Annotated in this window: 9 protein-coding genes; 1 reads left to right on the top strand and 8 read right to left on the bottom strand. The window is 61.2% G+C overall.

Going from position 1 to position 17,899, the window contains the following annotated elements; genetic code table 11:
* Positions 1-246: 246 nt before the first annotated feature.
* Positions 247-7,344 carry a TcdA/TcdB pore-forming domain-containing protein gene (locus GXB78_RS00240; RefSeq protein WP_329513676.1) on the top strand — a complete coding sequence of 2,366 codons (7,098 nt, stop codon included), beginning with the start codon at positions 247-249 and terminating at the stop codon, positions 7,342-7,344.
* 78 nt (positions 7,345-7,422) lie between these two features.
* Here GXB78_RS00240 and GXB78_RS00235 read toward each other — a convergent pair whose 3' ends face one another.
* From GXB78_RS00235 to prmA, 8 genes are all read right to left on the bottom strand, one after another.
* Entirely contained in the window at positions 7,423-8,019 is a 597-nt protein-coding gene (locus GXB78_RS00235) for a MarC family protein (protein ID WP_016771870.1), read from the bottom strand.
* A gap of 61 nt (positions 8,020-8,080) precedes the next feature.
* On the bottom strand, positions 8,081-10,858 hold the full coding sequence (locus tag GXB78_RS00230) for a hybrid sensor histidine kinase/response regulator (RefSeq protein WP_329513675.1): 2,778 nt from the start codon (positions 10,856-10,858) through the stop codon (positions 8,081-8,083).
* A 99-nt stretch (positions 10,859-10,957) separates the two neighbouring features.
* The gene (gene purD, locus GXB78_RS00225; protein ID WP_329513674.1) at positions 10,958-12,253 is read right to left on the bottom strand and encodes a phosphoribosylamine--glycine ligase; all 1,296 of its coding nucleotides are present in this window, start codon (positions 12,251-12,253) and stop codon (positions 10,958-10,960) included.
* A gap of 170 nt (positions 12,254-12,423) precedes the next feature.
* Positions 12,424-14,031: a bifunctional phosphoribosylaminoimidazolecarboxamide formyltransferase/IMP cyclohydrolase gene (gene purH, locus GXB78_RS00220; RefSeq protein ID WP_329513673.1), complete on the bottom strand. Its 1,608-nt coding sequence runs from the start codon at positions 14,029-14,031 to the stop codon at positions 12,424-12,426.
* An 83-nt stretch (positions 14,032-14,114) separates the two neighbouring features.
* Positions 14,115-14,435 carry a DNA-binding transcriptional regulator Fis gene (gene fis / locus GXB78_RS00215; RefSeq protein ID WP_002555375.1) on the bottom strand — a complete coding sequence of 107 codons (321 nt, stop codon included), beginning with the start codon at positions 14,433-14,435 and terminating at the stop codon, positions 14,115-14,117.
* Entirely contained in the window at positions 14,432-15,442 is a 1,011-nt protein-coding gene (gene dusB, locus GXB78_RS00210; protein ID WP_016771866.1) for a tRNA dihydrouridine synthase DusB, read from the bottom strand. Before dusB ends, fis begins: the two co-directional genes overlap by 4 nt.
* A 185-nt stretch (positions 15,443-15,627) precedes the next feature.
* Entirely contained in the window at positions 15,628-16,887 is a 1,260-nt protein-coding gene (locus GXB78_RS00205; RefSeq protein WP_329513672.1) for a DUF3426 domain-containing protein, read from the bottom strand.
* A gap of 30 nt (positions 16,888-16,917) precedes the next feature.
* On the bottom strand, positions 16,918-17,796 hold the full coding sequence (gene prmA, locus GXB78_RS00200; protein ID WP_329513671.1) for a 50S ribosomal protein L11 methyltransferase: 879 nt from the start codon (positions 17,794-17,796) through the stop codon (positions 16,918-16,920).
* Positions 17,797-17,899 lie beyond the last annotated feature (103 nt).

Below are 17,899 nucleotides of genomic sequence, written 5' to 3'. Positions count from 1 at the left end.
TTTTTATACCTGATGACTAAGTCGGTCCGATAATTATCGCGCTGTTGTTACCGCGTACTGTTGTGCTTGTTATCAGATATTGCCAGAGACAAGCTTTGTATTCCTTGTTGTTTGTATGGCGCGTATGGGCCCATTAGGGTGCTGTGTTCACAGCACTCGCCGAGTGTCGTTCAAATCAATTTACCGCTCTGCAGCGGCGCGAAAGTGCGCGCGCCAATGGGCCATTAAATAAACAGGGAGTAGGTGATGGCTTTAAAAAACGATTATTCGTTGGGGCGAGCATTCGTATCTGCGCAAGAGTACTCGGTTATCTCCAAGGCGTTACGGGAGTTTTCTGCTTCAGCCCAATACCAGGCAATGAGCGATTATTATCAACAGGCCAGTCAGACTAGCGATCCGCTATTGTTGTTGAATCTTGCAAGTTTGTTTCAAGAGCAACTTGCACAGTTGTTGCAACGCAAGAAAACCCCCGTGCCGATGGCCGTCGACGATATTGCCAGAGGACTGCGGCGTTATCTGGCAAGGCTTTCGACAACCGTGGAAATGTTATCGGGGCCGACCCGGCCGGTACCGAAAATTATGCATTTCGTCTGGGTTGGCGGAAGCGAAGTCGGTGTCAATCAGCGCGATTACATGAATATCTGGCGCCAGGTGATGGCCGCTGAGGGTTACCGCTTCAACCTTTGGTACGACAGCGACGCGTTGCTGGCTTTCGAAATGAACCGGGTCATTCTCGACAGTGCCCGGGCTGATGCGATGGCTTCCGGTGGCGCACAGCTCAGCCGCGCCGGGCAACTGGCGACGATGATTGAAGATCGCGCGCGGGTTTTGAAACAGCAGATGTTCGACTACCTCAGCCAGCCGAAATGGAAAGGGCGAACCGATCAAGCGCGCATCGAGCTGATGGTGCGGGCTTATGGCAAGGACCGCGCGACGCTGGAGGCTTTCCGTCAACGCTGCCTCGACAGCCATCTGGCGATGGTTGGCGCGGACCTGCAATTACGCGATGTAACTCACGCCTTTGCCGACGACTTGTTGGCGGACGTCTACCGCCGCGAAGTGGCGATGCGTGGCAATTTCGCCGCAGCGAGCGATGTGGTGCGCTTGCAGGCCGAACTTCGTGAAGGCGGGCGTTATAGCGACATGGATTATCTGCCGCCACTGCTCGGTAAGTTGGGTGGTGTCGATATCAGCGATTACAGCCAGACGCAGAAAATCGGTGTTCTGCAACTTCTGTTGAACAACAATCCGCAGTTGATGCCTGGGCGCGATCCGCAGCATTACCCCGACAGAACCGACAGCCTGCCTGAGCAGGATAAACAACGTCTCGAGGATTTCGCTCGCAGCAAACCTGCCCTGCTTGAAGTGTTCGTGCCGCCGCAAACTGTAGAGGCTGCCGAGAACGGATTTCGCATGGGGCTGCAAATCGACGAAGAAATGAACGCTCATTTCATCGCCCAGCCGGGCAGCGGCATGACGATGTCGATCATGCAAGTCATTCGGCTTAATTACGACGTGCTCGCTGAAGTTGAACGGCGCATGGCGAACTCGGGATCCGGATGGGCCGATGGTGAAACCCTGACCACCGTTGCTGCGACAGTCATCGAAGAGATGTTGGTCAGGGCGAACTTCAGCGGTTGGGACGAGGCATATGCCTATCAGTTGCTGAAAGCGGTTGTCACCTATTACCAGGACGGTATCCGCAATGACGCTGGGGGGACCGTCACACTCACCGGCCCGGGCGCGGCCCTCGCCGGACTGCATGAATATATCGAAGCGAATTGCGATCCGAATTTCACTCGTCAGGCATTGGCGCAACAGCGTTTGCGCGAGGGTTACAACGTCAATACCGAAGAGGAGACCATTTCCGGCTGGATCGTCAGGGGCACGGAAAAAGACTGGCTGGAGAAGGAACACGCCAAGTGGGCCGAGGGCAAGCTCAAGTCTCGTTATGCCGCAAGCTTGTCCGACTTGCTCAACGATCGCAGCCTGACCTTCGAGCGAGGCTGGCCGGTTGTCGAAGGCAAACCGGTGCTGTTGACCTCGGTCCTGCAACAACTGATGGATGATCTGGGCGAGCCATTCATTCGCGCGATGCGAGACAAGTTGAGCGGGAAGGTCACTTTCGATCGAGCCGTGGTCATCGACTTCGATACCCGCCAGCTAGTACTGGCGCAAGTGCCTGCCGTGGTGCCGACCTCCCGAGGTGCGGATTCCGTCAGCCATCTCAACGAACTGTTCAGCCGGATCGCCCATGGAGCGGTGCCGCTGGAACAGCTCAGCCCGGCGATGCGAGTTGTGCTCGGCGGGATTTTCGGTGCGACGAGCCTGGACGATGTCGGGTTCGCCGATACCTGGCAACAGGTGCGCGATCTGGCCATCGCAACCGACCGCGACGGCACTTTCGCCCGTTACGATGCGATCGAAAAAACCCTGCGTCAGCGCCGTTCGGCGGCGTTCGAGAACGGACTGGGACGCGACGTGCCGGCAGCGGCATCGACGGCCCGCGAGCTCAAGGTTCAAGCCATGTCCGAGCCGCTGACGCTGCGCCAGTGGGGCGAGCGTATCGGCCAGATCAAGTGCAGCGCCCGGCAGGAGTTTCGCACGCAGATCCTGCAGCGCAGCGGGCAAGTGCGTGATGCCTTTTTCCAGGCCGGTGCAGTCTCGGTCAAGCAACTGCCGCAGGACCTGCTGCTGCGCAGCGAGGGTGACCCGGGGCGCCGCTGTTATCCGCTGGCGTTGCTGATGGGCGCCGCCGTGGCTGCCGGCGAGCCGGCCGAACGCGCGCTGGTCGGGCATGTTGCAACCGCCAGCGCGAGTCCCGACGAACTCGGTGCACGGGCACTGCGCAGTGCGCTGGACGAACTGCGCGCCTTGCCCACCGGCGAAGTCGGCAGCGCTCGGGGCGTGCAAAACCTGGACAGCATCATGGCTGCGCTGGACGCCAGCGCGGCGCCTGCGGTGCTGCTCCTCGACACTGGCGACCATGCCCTGCTGCTGGCCAAAGTGCGAATCGGTGAGCACGTGGCCTATCGCTTCTACGACCCCAACTTTGCCCTTTACGGATTTGCCGATGGCGCGCAATTGCAGCGTGGCGTGGAGCGTTATCTGAGCGCGGACGATAACGCGCTGGCGAAGCTTTATGGTCTGGGTGACATGGCCACGGCGCAGTTCTCCGTGACTGAGCTGGACACCGCGGCGATCGCCGAACGCAGGCTGTCATCGGATCTGCGCGTGGACAGTTTCCTGCACAACGTTGCGCTGGCCGACCCTCAGAGTGTCTCGGTCTGGCACAGGCAAGCGCTGGCCCGTACCCGGTCTCTGGGCGCAAACTCGCGGCTGGGCGCCAGTCTGGCGCAACTGGATGCACGCTACTTCGCCCGCGAGTTCGAACTGGCGACCCAGCGTTTGCGCAGTGAGCACACGCTGGCGCGTGAGTATGTACCGTTGCTCGATACCCTCAGGACCAACGCCGATGGCGGCCATGCCATGACGCTGGTGGACTCGCGCAATACGCAGAAAACCGTGACGGTGATCACCCGTGATTCGCGCTTTCAGAGAATCAGGCAGTATGTCGAACGACTCGTGCAGGGCGCCGCGGCCAGGCCCGGTCAGCCGGCTGATCACGACGGTGGCAGCCGCCTGGGTTTTGCCTTTGCGATCCAGACGCTGATCAGTGAGATGCGCCAGCGCGATTACCGCGCTGGCGATACAGTGCCGACGCTGTCCGTCGCGTTGCAGATCCAGATGTACGTCAGTTATGCGCAGTTGGGGTTCGGTGTGGTCAGCGATGCCGTGCAGATTGCGCAACTGGTGCGCCAGGTGGCGGCGGCCGAGCAGGCCCTGCAGCACGCCTCTTTATCCGCTCGTCTGGCAGGGCAGGTCGCCACGGGCGTCGGGGTGGCATTTTCCGTGGCCAATATCGGCTTCGACCTCTACAACCTCGCGCAGGCGGAGAATCATGAGCAGCATGCGCGATTCTCCACGTCCCTGGCGTTCAATACGGCGGTCCTGGGTCTCGATATCGTTGCCCTGGCGGCGGGCGGAACGGTGGGCGCTTTCGCCGCAGCGCTGTCAGTGCCGCTACTGGGCGTGGGGATCGGCGTGACCGCCATTGCCAGCAATCTGGGGCAGATCATGGACAAGGCTGCCGCCATCGGCGCGCACCTCTCGCAGATCCACGACGCTTATCAGGAGTCTTACGAAAGCTATCGCAAGGTCTTGCAGTTTCCCTCACTGGCGGTGATCACCGATCTGGATCTGCAGAGCAGAAGGGTGGTGTTCGAGGGTCAGAAGTTCTACCCCTGGAAGGGCGGTGCGCTGGAACTGCCGCAGTACGACGATGATCCTGCCAGGCGCCATGCCGCGATCAATATTCCCAGAGCCTTTCAGCGACCCGTTGTCGGCAGCGTCTGGGGCACGTTGCCCGAGGCGCTGGTGCTGCCCTGTGCGCCAATCTGTTACTACGGCTACGAATATCAGGTCGGAAGCGCCGGGATTGTGCCTTTTTCCATCACGCGCTACCCGCAGTTGCACGATCGCCTGGCGCGTCAGCTGGAATATGACACTGAGGGCAATCGAGTGTTTTATCTGTTCAGTACGCCGTTTGCGCCGCACATTCTGTACAAGTTGCATCCGGTATTCATGGCCACGACGATCAAGGTGCAGCTGAGCGCAGAGGTCAGCCAACTGGTGGTTCCGGACCTGCCGCCAGAGTGGCGCAAGAAGATTGCCTACCGGATCACCGCACCGCAGGGGCAATACCGGATCCGGCTGGTGCCGGGTCTGCTGGCGGTGAACTTCGAGCAAGCGCATGGCTGGGAACAGGTGACATGGACGGTGCAGGCGCCCTGGGCACGGGTGGAGCAGGTCAGCTTTCGCGAAAAACCTCGGGACAGTGCCGACAGCGCACCAGAGATGCTGGTCGATGGCCTGGTGCTGAATTGTTTCGACGGTGTCATCCAACTGGCCGAAGGGCTGTTCCGGATCGACTGGAATGGCCTCAGTCTGCATCTGATCGCCATAGTCCTCGACGACGAAAACAAAGCTGCGGATGCGCAGCGCAGCGCAGATCAGACAGCCAGCATCATCCCGGCGCCGGTGCAGCGTTATCTGCGCACGCAGGTCAAAACCGGTCAACTGACAGCGGCCTATCTGCCGCTGCGTAACTTCAGAGTGCCGTTCAACTCGCCGGGCCGACCAGTCATCACCACCGGCTATTACGACACTGCGCGGGATCGGGTGCTGTTTGCGCGCGACCTGCCGCAGAAGGTCAATGAGGACGTGATTCTCGCAGGCGTCAGCGCCCGCCATGCGTGGTTCTACCATCCCGATCAGCCATCGGTATGGCGGGTCGATGTGCTGACCGGCACTGTCCAGCATCACTACCGTCTGAGAAATCCGCGTATAGGTTCGACTATCATTGCTTGCCAACAACAAGCCGATGGTGCGCTACGGATTGCGCAGAAGCTGACGGCGGAGGCGTCGCATGGCGCTACCACCATCGAGTATCGGCTCACCGGTCAGCATGTGGAGCTGACTGCTTGCAAGATCGCTTTTGCGGCAGCGGACTATCGGTTCGAGCCCCGCGAAGCACTGCGCCAGATCGATGTGCCATTGACGGACGACACGCCAGGCATGCCCGCCAGCAGCAGCGATTGGTCCTATGCTCCGTTCATTGTCGTCGAGGGCTATGCCGGGTTGCAGTTGCGCGACCGCGCCTGGCTGAACAAGTCGACGGGCAAGTGCATCCAGGCCGGGCAAGACCTGTCGTGGCCCGACGACTTGCTGATGCTGATGCCGTCCAGCCCGGAAAACAACGCGGTGCTGTTTTATAGCCAGCAGGAGCGGACCATCAGCCGCGGCATCGAAGCGAGTGTCGGCCGTTGGCAGAATGTGGTGATCGAGCACGATGTGGTCGAGATCACCCAGACGAATCAGCGCTTCATCGCCACCAGGGACGATGGCCGTCTGTTCGAGGTCGACATCGTCGACGTGCCTGCCGCGCCAGCGATCGCCGACGCGGTGGTGTTTCAGTTCGGGATACCTCCCTTGACCCATAGAAGCGATGAGGCGTGGCTCGATCAGGCCGATAAACCCTCGATTCTGCGGTTCGTCGGCGTTGGGCAGCGCTGGCTGCAGCGCAATCCCGACTGGCTGAACGCATTGCCCGCGCTGGCCACGGTCGCACCGTTTCCGATCCTTGGTTTGCACGATATGGCGGGTCAGGCGTTGCTGGCGGCATGGTATGTCGATGGGCAAATCGCTCTGGCCGATATTGGTCGAGGCAAGGAGCTGTCGCTGCTCGGTCTGACCCCGGATAAAAGCGCGGTGTGGTTGCTCGAGGTCAGCGCCGGACTACTTTATCGCCAGCCGCTGGTGGCAATCGAAGCGCTGCGCGGAGCGTTTTCAGCCGAGCAGTGCCTGGTCAAGCCGCAGTTGCTGGCCAGGGCTGAACAAGTCTGGACGTCATGGGCCTTCAGCGAGGTGCGTTGGCAGGGTGAAGGGCTGGTCGCGCAGACCCTCGACGGGGTCCATCTGCAATTGCTGGATAACCTGCCAGCCACCATCGTTGGCGTGGAAAATCGTTGGTCATACGTGCAGGGTCAGACCGATGAGCAGTTACGTGCGCGCCTGAAAGCAATGTTGAACGGCCATTCCCACCCGGCTGTGGTGCAAGTGGCAAGCGCAACCGGACGCTTTCTGTATTACTCGCCGCAACTTGATCGGCTGTTCGACCTGTCCGGTCGCAGCGACGGACAGTGGTCGGTATTTCTCGGCACACGGGGGGCGAAGCAGCCGCTGCTGTTCGATCCGGTCGATCAATTGATTTACAGCGGCGGCCCGGTCGATGGCGTCTGGCTACCTGACAGCCATGCGCAACGCGACGAAGAGGTCATGACGCTCGAAGTGGATGATGACATCACGGAAATCGAGACGTTGCTGCCCGACGGTGTCGACAAACTGCTGCTGGCCTTCGGTTTGCAAACCTCTGGTTATCGGCTGTCACTTGAGGCCTGGCAGCGCCTGGACTGCGTCGTCGTCGATGGGCGCCAGGCATCGGACGCGGAAACGGCAGAACCTTGCCTGCTGGATATGGACCTGGACGAATGCGCGCATTGGTTGATGTCACGGGTCGCTGGCGATGTGGTGCTGAGCGATCCGGATTCCGGACGCAGTCTGATCGTGCGTGATTTCGCCGCACAGCCCGCATTGCAACTGATGCTGCCCATTGCCGGGCGGCAACACACCTTCACGCTGGCTCAAGGGCTGGAAGCTTTGGCCACCGCGCGCGGTGCTGAGGCAACGGTCAGCCTGACAGCGCTGGTCGCAGCGCTGCGCTGAAGTCGCCCCGCACAACAAAACGCCGCGAACGGTAACCGTACGCGGCGTTTTGTTGTGATGGTTGTGCTGCGACAACACTCAAGGCACCAGATAGCCCTTCACACCGGTAAAAATGATTTGCGCGGCCAGCGCGCAAACAAACAACCCCATCAAGCGGCTGACGATCTGCAAGCCCTGATCGCCGAGAATCCTTTCGATGCGATTGGACAGATACAGCACCACCCCGACAGTGAAACTGGCCAGCGCAATACTCATGATCGCGGTCAGCTTGTCGTCCCAGTGCGGCTGGCTGACGCCCATTACCAGCAACGCACCGATGGTGCCGGGGCCGACCGTCAGCGGAATGGTCAGCGGCACGATGGTCACATCCTGCTGCACATTGTCGGCCTGCACCGCCGGCTTGCCTTGGGCCATGCCCAGCGCGGAAATGAACAACACGCTGCCGGCGCCAATGCGGAAGGCGTCCACGGTAATGCCGAACACATCGAAAATCACCCGCCCGAACAGATACAGCAGAACACTGGAAATCAGCGTCGCGAGGGCGACCTTCCACGCCAGGCGCCGCTGCTCCTTGCGCGAATAACCGCGGGTCAGGCTGATAAAGCAGGACAACACGAAGAACGGGCTGTAGAGCACCAGCATCTTCAGGTAAACGCTGAACAACACATGGAGCATGATGCAAGCTCACTGGCGATGGAGTTGGGGGAGTCTATCAGGCACCGCAGAATCTGTCGGTTTACGACGGCTGGGTCGTGGCCCGGTTCTGCTGATCGCGCTGGGCAACCCAGTGCTCGATCAACTCGCGCAACTGCGACAGCTCGACCGGTTTGGACATGTGCCCGTCCATGCCCGCCTGCCGGGCGCGTTCCTTGTGTTCGGCGAGAATGTGCGCGGTCAGCGCCACGATCGGTGTGCGGATGCGCTGATTGCTGACTTCCCAGGCGCGTAGTTGCTGAGTGGCGGAGAAGCCATCGAGGATCGGCATTTCACAGTCCATCAGCACCAGGTCGTAACGCTGGGCCTTCATCGCTTGCAGCGCTTCTTCGCCGTTGCTCGCAGTGTCCGGTTGCAGGTTGAGCTTGCCGAGCATGCCGCGAATCACTTTGGTCGAAATGGTGTTGTCTTCGGCAACGAGGATGCGGAAGTCGCTCGGCACTTTCGCTGCGGTGGCCGCCGTAACCACTTGCGGCTGGAACACCACCTGGCCCTTGTTGCGCTGATTGAGTTCGTCCGCCAGCGTGGTCTTGAGGGTATAGCCGGCCACCGGTTTGGCCAGAATCCTTTTGATCCCCGAATTGCGCGCAATGATCTTGCTCGGCGCATTGCTGATGCCGGTGAGCATGATCAGCAGAATGTCGTGGTTCAGGCTCGGGTCTTCCTTGATCTTCGCTGCCAGTTGCATGCCGGTCATGCCGGGCATGTTCTGGTCGAGCAGGACCACGTCGAAATAGTCGCGCAGGTGCGCCTTGGTGCGCAGTAGCGCCAGCGCTTCCTTGCCCGACGGCACGGCGCTGACATTCAGGCCCCAGGCGCTGCATTGCTGCACCAGCACTTTGCGGCAGGTGTCGTTATCGTCGACCACCAGCACCCGCGCGCCTTGCAGCGGGCTGTCCAGATCGGAAGTTGGATGTTCGAGGCGATCAGGGTCCAGCGGCAGGGTCAGCCACAAGGTGCTGCCCTGGGCGGCGCCGCTCTTGATGCCGAACTCGCCTTGCATCAGACGGATCAGTTGCCGCGCGATCACCAGCCCCAGATTGCCTCCGAGGCGATTGGCCGAGAGGAAGTGCTTGCTGTGCAGTTCGGCGTGCAGCAACGCTTCGCGCTCTTCCGCCTCCATTGGCGCGCCGCTGTCCTGCACGGCGATGCGCAGGCGCGGTTTGCTGCTGCGCTCGTCGAGGGCGACGACGATCAGCACTTCGCCTTCTTCGGTTTTCTTCAGGGCATTTTCCAGCAGGCTCAGCAAGGTCTGACGCAGGCGCGTCGGATCGCCGCTGATCACCCGTGGCACTTGCGGCTGGATGAAACTGATCAGCTCGACGTTCTGTTGCTCGGCCTTGGCCCGGTAGATGCTCAGGCAATCGTCGATCAGCGCGTTGAGATCGAACTGCACGTCATCGAGTTCGATCTGCCCGGACTCGAGCTTGGAGATGTCGAGAATCTCGTTGATCAGCGTCAGCAGTTCGTTGCCGGCGCTGTGGATGGTCTGCACGTAATCACGTTGCTTGACCGACAGCGGCGTGCCCAGCAGCAGCTCGGTCATGCCCAGTACGCCGTTCATGGGAGTGCGGATTTCGTGGCTGATCTTGGCGAGGAATTCGGCTTTGGCGTTGATTTCGGCGTTGCTTGCCGCCAGGTCGCGGCTGATGCTGAAGCGGCTTTCGGTGATGCTGCGCTGTCGCTCGCCCAGGGCGATGCTCATCAGCAGGCCGCTGATGCAGATGAACACCATCAGCGTCATGATCAGGCCTTGCGGCGTGACGAGTGTCAGACCGAGCAGCGCCGGCAGGATCACCAGAGTGCCGATGTTGAACACGACCATGGCGGCGACGAACAGGCGCGCCGGGCGATAACCTTTTTGCCAGTGATAAAACCCCACCAGCAACATGCTCAGTCCGGCCAGCGCCACCAGTGCGTAGGTGATGATGTTCAGCGGCAAGGTGTTGACGAACAGCAGCAACAGACTGCACGAGACGATCAACAGAATATCGCCCCACAGCAGTTTGTTCAGCGGGTGCTGGCCCAGTGGCGCGAAGAAGCGCAGGGCGTACATCAACCCGGCTGGAGCAGTCAGCAACAAGGCCAGATAGGCTCCCGGCGTTTGCACCGCATGCCAGTTCGGCAGCCACGGACCGGCGAGATTGAGCAACAGGAACAGACTCAGCCCGAGCAGGCCTTCACAGATCGCCAGCCACAGACTGCTGCGCGAGCGCGAGTAGGCGTAGCGCACCAGGTTGTGCAGCAGGAGCATGGCGAGGCAGCCGAACAGCAGGCCGAAAATCAGCGTCTGCTTCTGATCGGCAGCGCCTTCCACCGCCGCTTGCAGGGTGATGTGCGGGCGCAACTGGTGGTCGGAGACCATGCGTACGTAGACGTCCAGCGGCTTGTCAGCCTGGGGCAGGGGCAGCATGAAATCGCTGCTCGGCAATGGATGTTCGGCCTGGGGCCGCTGGTTGCCGGTATTGCGTTGCTCGATCAGCCTGTCGCCGTCGAGCACGTAGAGATTGAGCTGTGACAGATCGGGGGCAAAGATGCGCAGCACTTGTTCGTGCTTGCCCGGCGCCAGTTTGAAGCGCAGCCACAGGGCGCCCTCGGGTTCGGCCGCGGTCAGGCGGTCAAGCTCGATGGGGCTGAATTGATTGGTGTAGCGAGCGGAGCGGATGTCGCTCAGTTGCAGGATGCCCTGATCGTCGAGCAATACCGACCAGCCACTGCCTTGCGCGGCCTGGGCCGGGAGCATGCAGAGCAAGGTCATCAGCGTGACGGTGAAGCTTATGGCAATCCTGAGCCAGCGCACGGCGAAATCCCTTCGTAGGTTGATGCCAGAATATAACGATGCGCGACGACCGAACAGCCCGGCGAGGAACAGCACCCCGCGCCGGGCTTGATCGATAGCTTACTCTTGGGTCTCGCCGCGTTCACGGGCAATGGCGCGGTAGCCAATGTCCTTGCGGTAGAAGCAGCCTTCCCAGTCGATGGCGGCGGCAAGTCGGTAGGCTTGCTGCTGAGCTTCACCGACGGTGGCGCCCATGGCCGTGGCGCAAAGCACGCGACCACCGGCGGTAACGACCTGACCGTCCTTCAATGCGGTGCCGGCGTGGAAGACCTTGCCTTCCAGGCCTGCCGCGGCGTCCAGACCGGTGATCGCCGCGCCTTTGGCGTAGTCGCCCGGATAGCCGCCAGCGGCCAGCACGATGCCGACGCTCGGACGCGAGTCCCACTGTGCTTCAACCTTGTCCAGCGCTTGCGCCAGCGCGGCTTCAACCAGCAGCACCAGGCTCGATTGCAGACGCAGCATCACCGGTTGGGTTTCCGGATCGCCGAAGCGGCAGTTGAACTCGATGACCTTCGGGTTGCCGGCCTTGTCGATCATCAGGCCGGCATAGAGGAAACCGGTATAGACGTTGCCTTCGTCGGCCATGCCGCGCACGGTCGGCCAGATCACCTGGTCCATCACGCGCTGATGCACGTTGGCAGTAACCACCGGGGCAGGGGAGTAGGCACCCATACCGCCGGTGTTCGGGCCGCTGTCGCCGTCGCCGACGCGTTTGTGGTCCTGGCTGGTGGCCATCGGCAGGACGTTCTTGCCGTCGACCATGACGATGAACGAAGCTTCTTCGCCGTCGAGGAATTCTTCGATCACCACGCGCGAACCGGCGTCGCCAAACGAGTTGCCGGCGAGCATGTCGCGCACGGCGTCTTCGGCTTCGGCCAGGGTCATGGCGACGATCACGCCTTTACCGGCAGCGAGGCCATCGGCCTTGATCACGATCGGCGCGCCTTTTTCACGCAGATAAGCCAGGGCCGGCTCGATCTCGGTGAAGTTCTGGTAATCGGCGGTCGGGATCTTGTGCCGCGCAAGGAAATCCTTGGTGAAAGCTTTCGAACCTTCCAGTTGCGCAGCACCGGCGGTCGGACCGAAGCAGTCCAGGCCACGGGAGCGGAACAGATCGACGACGCCAGCTACCAGCGGCACTTCCGGGCCAACGATGGTCAGCGAAACGTTCTTTTCCGCGAAATCGGCCAGTTGCTCCAGCGCCAACACGTCGATGGCGACGTTCTCGCACTTTGCTTCAATGGCGGTGCCAGCGTTGCCCGGCGCGACAAAGACTTTCTGCACACGCGGATCCTGAGCCACTTTCCAGGCCAGGGCGTGTTCACGGCCACCGCTGCCAATGATCAAAATATTCAAAGAGAGACTCCTTCGGAGAAGCTGCAAGCTACAAGCTGCAAGTAAGGGCGGGTATGCATCGCGCCAGATGGCAGCTTGTGGCTCTGAGTTAGTGAGGCTGCAACTGCAAGGGAAAGCGACTCAGATCAGCTTTTTCTTGCAGCTTGCAGCTTGAAGCTTGCGACTGCTTCTTAGTGCCGGAAATGACGCATTCCTGTAAACACCATCGCAATCCCTGCCTCATCAGCAGCGGCAATCACTTCAGCATCACGCATCGAGCCACCCGGCTGAATCACCGCAGTGATACCAACCTTGGCCGCGTTGTCGAGGCCGTCGCGGAACGGGAAGAACGCGTCGGACGCCATGACCGAACCGGCCACCTGCAAGCCAGCGTGCTCGGCCTTGATCGCGGCGATGCGTGCCGAGTTGACGCGGCTCATCTGGCCGGCGCCGACACCGATGGTCTGGCGGTTCTTCGCATAGACGATAGCGTTGGACTTAACGTACTTGGCGACTTTCCAAGCGAAGATCAGGTCGTGAATTTCCTGTTCGGTCGGTGCGCGTTTGGTCACCACTTTCAGGTCATCGGCGCTGATCATGCCGATATCGCGGCTCTGCACCAGCAGGCCACCGTTGACGCGCTTGTAGTCCCAGGCAGCGGCGCGGTCGGCAGACCACTCGCCGCAGGCCAGCAAGCGTACGTTGGCTTTGGCGGCGACGATGGCGCGCGCTTCTTCGCTGACGCTTGGGGCGATGATCACTTCAACGAACTGACGCTCGACGATCGCCTTGGCGGTCTCGGCATCCAGTTCACGGTTGAAGGCGATGATGCCGCCGAACGCCGATTCGGTGTCGGTGGCGTAGGCCAGCTCATAAGCCTGGCGAATGCCGCCTTCAGCGTCAGGGCTGACCGCCACGCCGCACGGGTTGGCGTGCTTGACGATCACGCAGGCTGGCTTGACGAAGCTCTTCACGCATTCCAGCGCAGCGTCGGTGTCGGCGACGTTGTTGTACGACAGCTCCTTGCCTTGCAGCTGGGTCGCGGTGGCGATGCCGACTTCGGCAGGCCTGGCCTCAACGTAGAACGCCGCGCTCTGGTGCGGGTTCTCGCCGTAGCGCATTTCCTGCGCCTTGATGAACTGGCTGTTGAAGGTACGCGGGAATTCACTGCGGCCCTCTGTGCTCAGGGTGTCAGCGGCCTGGTTCACGGTGCCCATGTAGTTGGCGATCATGCCGTCGTAGGCGGCGGTGTGTTCGAAAGCCTTGAGCATCAGGTCGAAACGCTGGGCGTAGGTCAGGCCGCCGGCTTTCAGACCTTCCAGCACGCTGGCGTAATCGCTGGCATTCACCACGATTGCTACGTCTTTATGATTTTTCGCGGCCGAACGGACCATGGTCGGCCCGCCGATGTCGATGTTCTCGATGGCGGTCGGCAGGTCGCAGCCTGGCTTGTTGATGGTCGCTTCGAACGGGTACAGGTTGACCGCCACCAGATCGATCGGCTTGATGCCGTGCTCGTTCATGATCGCATCGTCGATACCGCGACGACCGAGGATGCCGCCGTGGATTTTCGGATGCAGGGTTTTTACCCGACCGTCCATCATCTCGGCGAAACCGGTGTAATCCGCGACTTCCACTGCGGCAACACCGTTGTCACGCAGCAGCTTGAACGTTCCGCCGGTGGAGAGGAGCTCGACGCCAAGAGCTTCGAGCTCCTTGGCGAATTCGAGGATCCCGGTCTTGTCGGAAACGCTGATCAAGGCGCGGCGGATCGGCAGGCGGGTAGTCTGGTCGGTCATCTCAATTTCCATCAAAAGCAAAGGAAGTCAGCAAAAAAGGCGACCGTTTTTTACGCGGGCGCCTTTCTGGTTTGATTGAATGCTTACAGCAGATCGTACTGCTTGAGTTTCTTGCGCAGCGTGCCGCGGTTCAGTCCCAGCAGCTCACTGGCCTTGGTCTGGTTGCCCTTGACGTAGTTCATCACGCTTTCGAGCAGGGGCGCCTCGACTTCGGACAGCACCAGGTTGTACACATCCGTGACGGACGCGCCCTCAAGGTGGGCGAAATAATTGTGCAGCGCCTTCTCGACACTCCCGCGAAGGGTCTGGCCTTCTTCGCTCGGCGTGTTGAGGTGCTGTTTCAAATTCACGTTGTCGCTCACGGGTGTTGTTCCACTCACTAAAGTCTCGGTCATCATCGTCATGCGGCCACCCCTTCTTCGTCCCCTGTCAGGCTCTTGTAACGCTCGGCGAAGAACTCCCGAACGTCGGCGCATTGTGTTTCCGTACCATCCAAACGATTGAAACGGGCGCGAAACTCCCTGGCGCCCGGCAAGGTTGCGAGATACCAGCCCACATGCTTGCGGGCAATGCGCACGCCCATCACGTCGCCATAGAAGGCGTGAAGGGCAGCCAGATGCTCCAGCAGGATGCGTTCCACTTCGCTCAGTTCCGGCGCCGGCAATTTCTCGCCGGTGCGCAGGAAATGATCGATCTCGCGAAAAATCCATGGCCGCCCTTGAGCGGCCCGGCCTATCAGCAGGCCATCGGCACCGGTCGCATCAAGCACGTATCGGGCCTTCTCCGGCGAATCGATATCGCCATTGGCAAACACCGGGATCGACACGGCCTGCTTGATCGCGGCAATCGTGTCGTACTCGGCTTCCCCTGTGTACAGATCGGCGCGCGTGCGGCCATGTACGGCCAGCGCTGTGATCCCGGCCTGTTCGGCGATCTTCGCCACGTTCAGGCCATTCTTGTTCTCGCGATCCCAACCGGTGCGGATCTTCAGGGTGACCGGCACATCAACCGCGGCCACTACGGCCTGCAGGATCTCGGTCACCAGTGCTTCGTCTTTCAGCAACGCGGAGCCGGCGGCCTTGTTGCAGACCTTCTTCGCCGGACAACCCATGTTGATATCGATAATCTGTGCGCCCAGCTCGACGTTGGCTCGTGCCGCATCGGCCAGCATCTGCGCGTCGCCACCGGCGATCTGCACCGAGCGTGGCTCGGGATCGCCTTCGTGGATCATGCGCATGCGTGACTTGCGGGTATTCCACAGGCTCATGTCGCTGGTGACCATTTCCGAGACTACAAGCCCTGCGCCCAGACGCTTGCACAGCTGACGAAAGGGCTGGTCGGTGACGCCCGCCATCGGGGCGAGAATCAAACCGTTCTGCAATGTATATGGGCCGATGCGTACCGCCGACATAGGACTTCCCTGAAGTGGGGCCGGATCATGAGAGTTCGAAAAAGGGTGGGCATGATACCCGCTCTCGATGACTGGTTAAAGGCTGAATTGAACAAAATCTGAACAGTTATTCTGTTATCGCCAACGGTTTGGTTGGCCGCGATCCAGTCAGAAAAATGCCGTCAATCGGGAAACGCTGAAGCGGTTCATTCCGGCGAATGGAAGTTCAGGCTGTAATTCACCGCTTTCGGCCCCGGATCGAGAATATCCAGGGCGATGTGGATCGGCGTCTGCGGCGGCATTTCCGCGAGGCCTTCGAGATCGCCGCTCAGGTATTCGCCGGGTTTGAAGCGACGACTGGCGATCAGGTGACCGTTGAGGTCGGCAAAACGCAACTCGAGCAACGGAAACGGCTGGGAAAACGTCGCTCGGTTATAAATGATCGCATCGACCACCAGCGCTCCGCTGAATTCCGGATGGCTGCGCACCACCAGGTTGCTGCTTTTGATTTTGCCGATGTCGACTTTGGACGGCACGGTGCAGCCGATCTGCGGGCAGATCTGCTGAAACCACGGGCGGTATTGATCCTGCCGCGCCAGTTCCTCGAAGTGATAGGCAACGTACTGAGCGGCCAGGCCGCCGGCCGCCAACACCACCAGCAGCAGCCAGAGCAGGCGCCGGCCCCAAGGGGAGCGGCGTTGCTGCCAGTCCAGTTGCAGCGGGTCGTCGGTCAGGTCCTGCAGGACTTCGGCGCGCACGCCGGGCTCGGCCCGTTCACGTTTTTTGCGCGGCGAGGTGATCAGCGGCAGATCGTCGTCATCGCTGTCATCACTGGCCGACAAGCGCTCACGACGGGCGCTGGGATCGATCGGATCATGCAGGCGCAGTTGCGGGATCGGCGGCTCGTCGTCCAGATCCACTGGCTCCAGTGATAACGAGGGCTCGGTGCGCTCGGGTTCGAGGGTTTCAATGTCGTCGATATCCGGCTCGACATCCGGCGCGGCGCTGCGCTCGTCGGCAGGCTCGCTGAACAGGCTGTCGGGCCATGTGCCTTCGTCAGGTTCCGGGCTGTCGCGTCGTGCGCTCAAGGATTCTTCGCGGGCCCGGCCGAAGTCGGCGACCGGCTGGATTTCACGCTGTTCGAGGCGGGCGAGCTCTTCGTCCAGATCGAGGCTGTCCAGATCCAGCTCCGACGCGTTCCACTGCTTTTGGCTGATGGCGCGTGGTGCGGGCGTTTCCGCGACGGCCGGCGCAACGCTGACGGGCGTTGGCGCGTCAGGCGTGGGCGCCGCGAGCGGCGTCACCGTGTCCTTGCCGGCATGTTGCTCGAGCAGCTGTTTGGCAGCATTGAACACTTGCAGGCAGGAGCCGCAACGAACCACCCCGCGGGCCACGCTCAATTGTGCGTGGTTGACGCGGAAACTGGTCTGGCAATGCGGGCACTGGGTGACGAAACTGTCGGTCATGCGGCGATCCGGTTCAGGCGAGCGGTCATTTTAGCGCCGACGCCCGGTGATGCGCACCCAGCCATCGCGATTGGCAATCGGGTCGAGCTCGAAGTCCTGCGCATAAGCGGCGGCGACTTCTTCACCCTGCTCGGCGAGGATGCCCGACAGCGCCAGACGCCCGCCGCTCTTGACCAGGCTGGACAATTGCGGCGCCAGGGACACCAGCGGGCCGGCGAGAATATTGGCCACCAGCACGTCGGCCTGAACCTGCGGCAGATCTTCCGGCAAATACAGCGGGAACAGCTCATCGGCAATGTTGTTGCGCCCAGCGTTGTCGCGCGAGGCTTCCAGCGCCTGTACGTCGATGTCGGTGCCCACAGCTTGTTTGGCGCCGAGCAGCAGGGCGGCAATCGCCAGAATCCCCGAGCCGCAGCCGAAATCCAGCACGTTGCAGCCTTTCAGGTCCTGGCCGTCGAGCCATTCCAGGCACAGCGCGGTGGTCGGATGGGTGCCGGTGCCGAATGCCAGGCCCGGATCCAGCAGCAGATTGACCGCGTCAGGCTCAGGCGCCGCGTGCCAGCTCGGCACGATCCACAGGCGCTGGCCGAAACGCATCGGTTCGAAACCGTCCATCCAGCTGCGTTCCCAGTCCTGGTCCTCGATGACTTCGCTGTGGTGCTCGGGCAGCGGGCTGCCGGTCAGCAGTTGCAGATGCGCCAGTACCGGTTCCGGTTCCGTGCCGCCTTCGAACAGCGCGAGCAAGTGGGTGTGCGACCACAGCGGCGTGGTGTTGAGTTCCGGTTCGAAGATCGGCTGGTCTTCGGCGTCCATGAAAGTCACCGACACGGCGCCGACTTCGAGGAATGCGTCCTCGTAGGTTTCGGCTTGTTCCGGGGTGATGGCGAGACGGACTTGCAGCCAAGGCATGGCGGGCACCTATGAAAATCTGTGGGGCAGCCCGAAGCTGCAAAAGCGCGCAGTTTACGCCAGGTCGCCGGCAAAGTGGACACGCCGCTTTGCTGTTACACAT

Origin of the sequence: Pseudomonas moraviensis subsp. stanleyae, from assembly GCF_036283065.1 — a bacterium.
In the GTDB taxonomy this organism is placed as follows: domain Bacteria; phylum Pseudomonadota; class Gammaproteobacteria; order Pseudomonadales; family Pseudomonadaceae; genus Aquipseudomonas; species Aquipseudomonas stanleyae.
Note: the sequence above shows the minus strand (reverse complement) of the source record. Positions and strands in the feature narration are given on the sequence as shown.

Coding starts and splice junctions, on each gene's coding strand:
- GXB78_RS00235 (WP_016771870.1), bottom strand. CDS start 8,019: ATGCTCCATGTGTTGTTCAGCGTTTACCTGAAGATGCTGGTGCTCTAC.
- GXB78_RS00240 (WP_329513676.1), top strand. CDS start 247: ATGGCTTTAAAAAACGATTATTCGTTGGGGCGAGCATTCGTATCTGCG.
- prmA (WP_329513671.1), bottom strand. CDS start 17,796: ATGCCTTGGCTGCAAGTCCGTCTCGCCATCACCCCGGAACAAGCCGAA.
- GXB78_RS00205 (WP_329513672.1), bottom strand. CDS start 16,887: ATGACCGACAGTTTCGTCACCCAGTGCCCGCATTGCCAGACCAGTTTC.
- fis (WP_002555375.1), bottom strand. CDS start 14,435: ATGACGATGATGACCGAGACTTTAGTGAGTGGAACAACACCCGTGAGC.
- purH (WP_329513673.1), bottom strand. CDS start 14,031: ATGACCGACCAGACTACCCGCCTGCCGATCCGCCGCGCCTTGATCAGC.
- dusB (WP_016771866.1), bottom strand. CDS start 15,442: ATGTCGGCGGTACGCATCGGCCCATATACATTGCAGAACGGTTTGATT.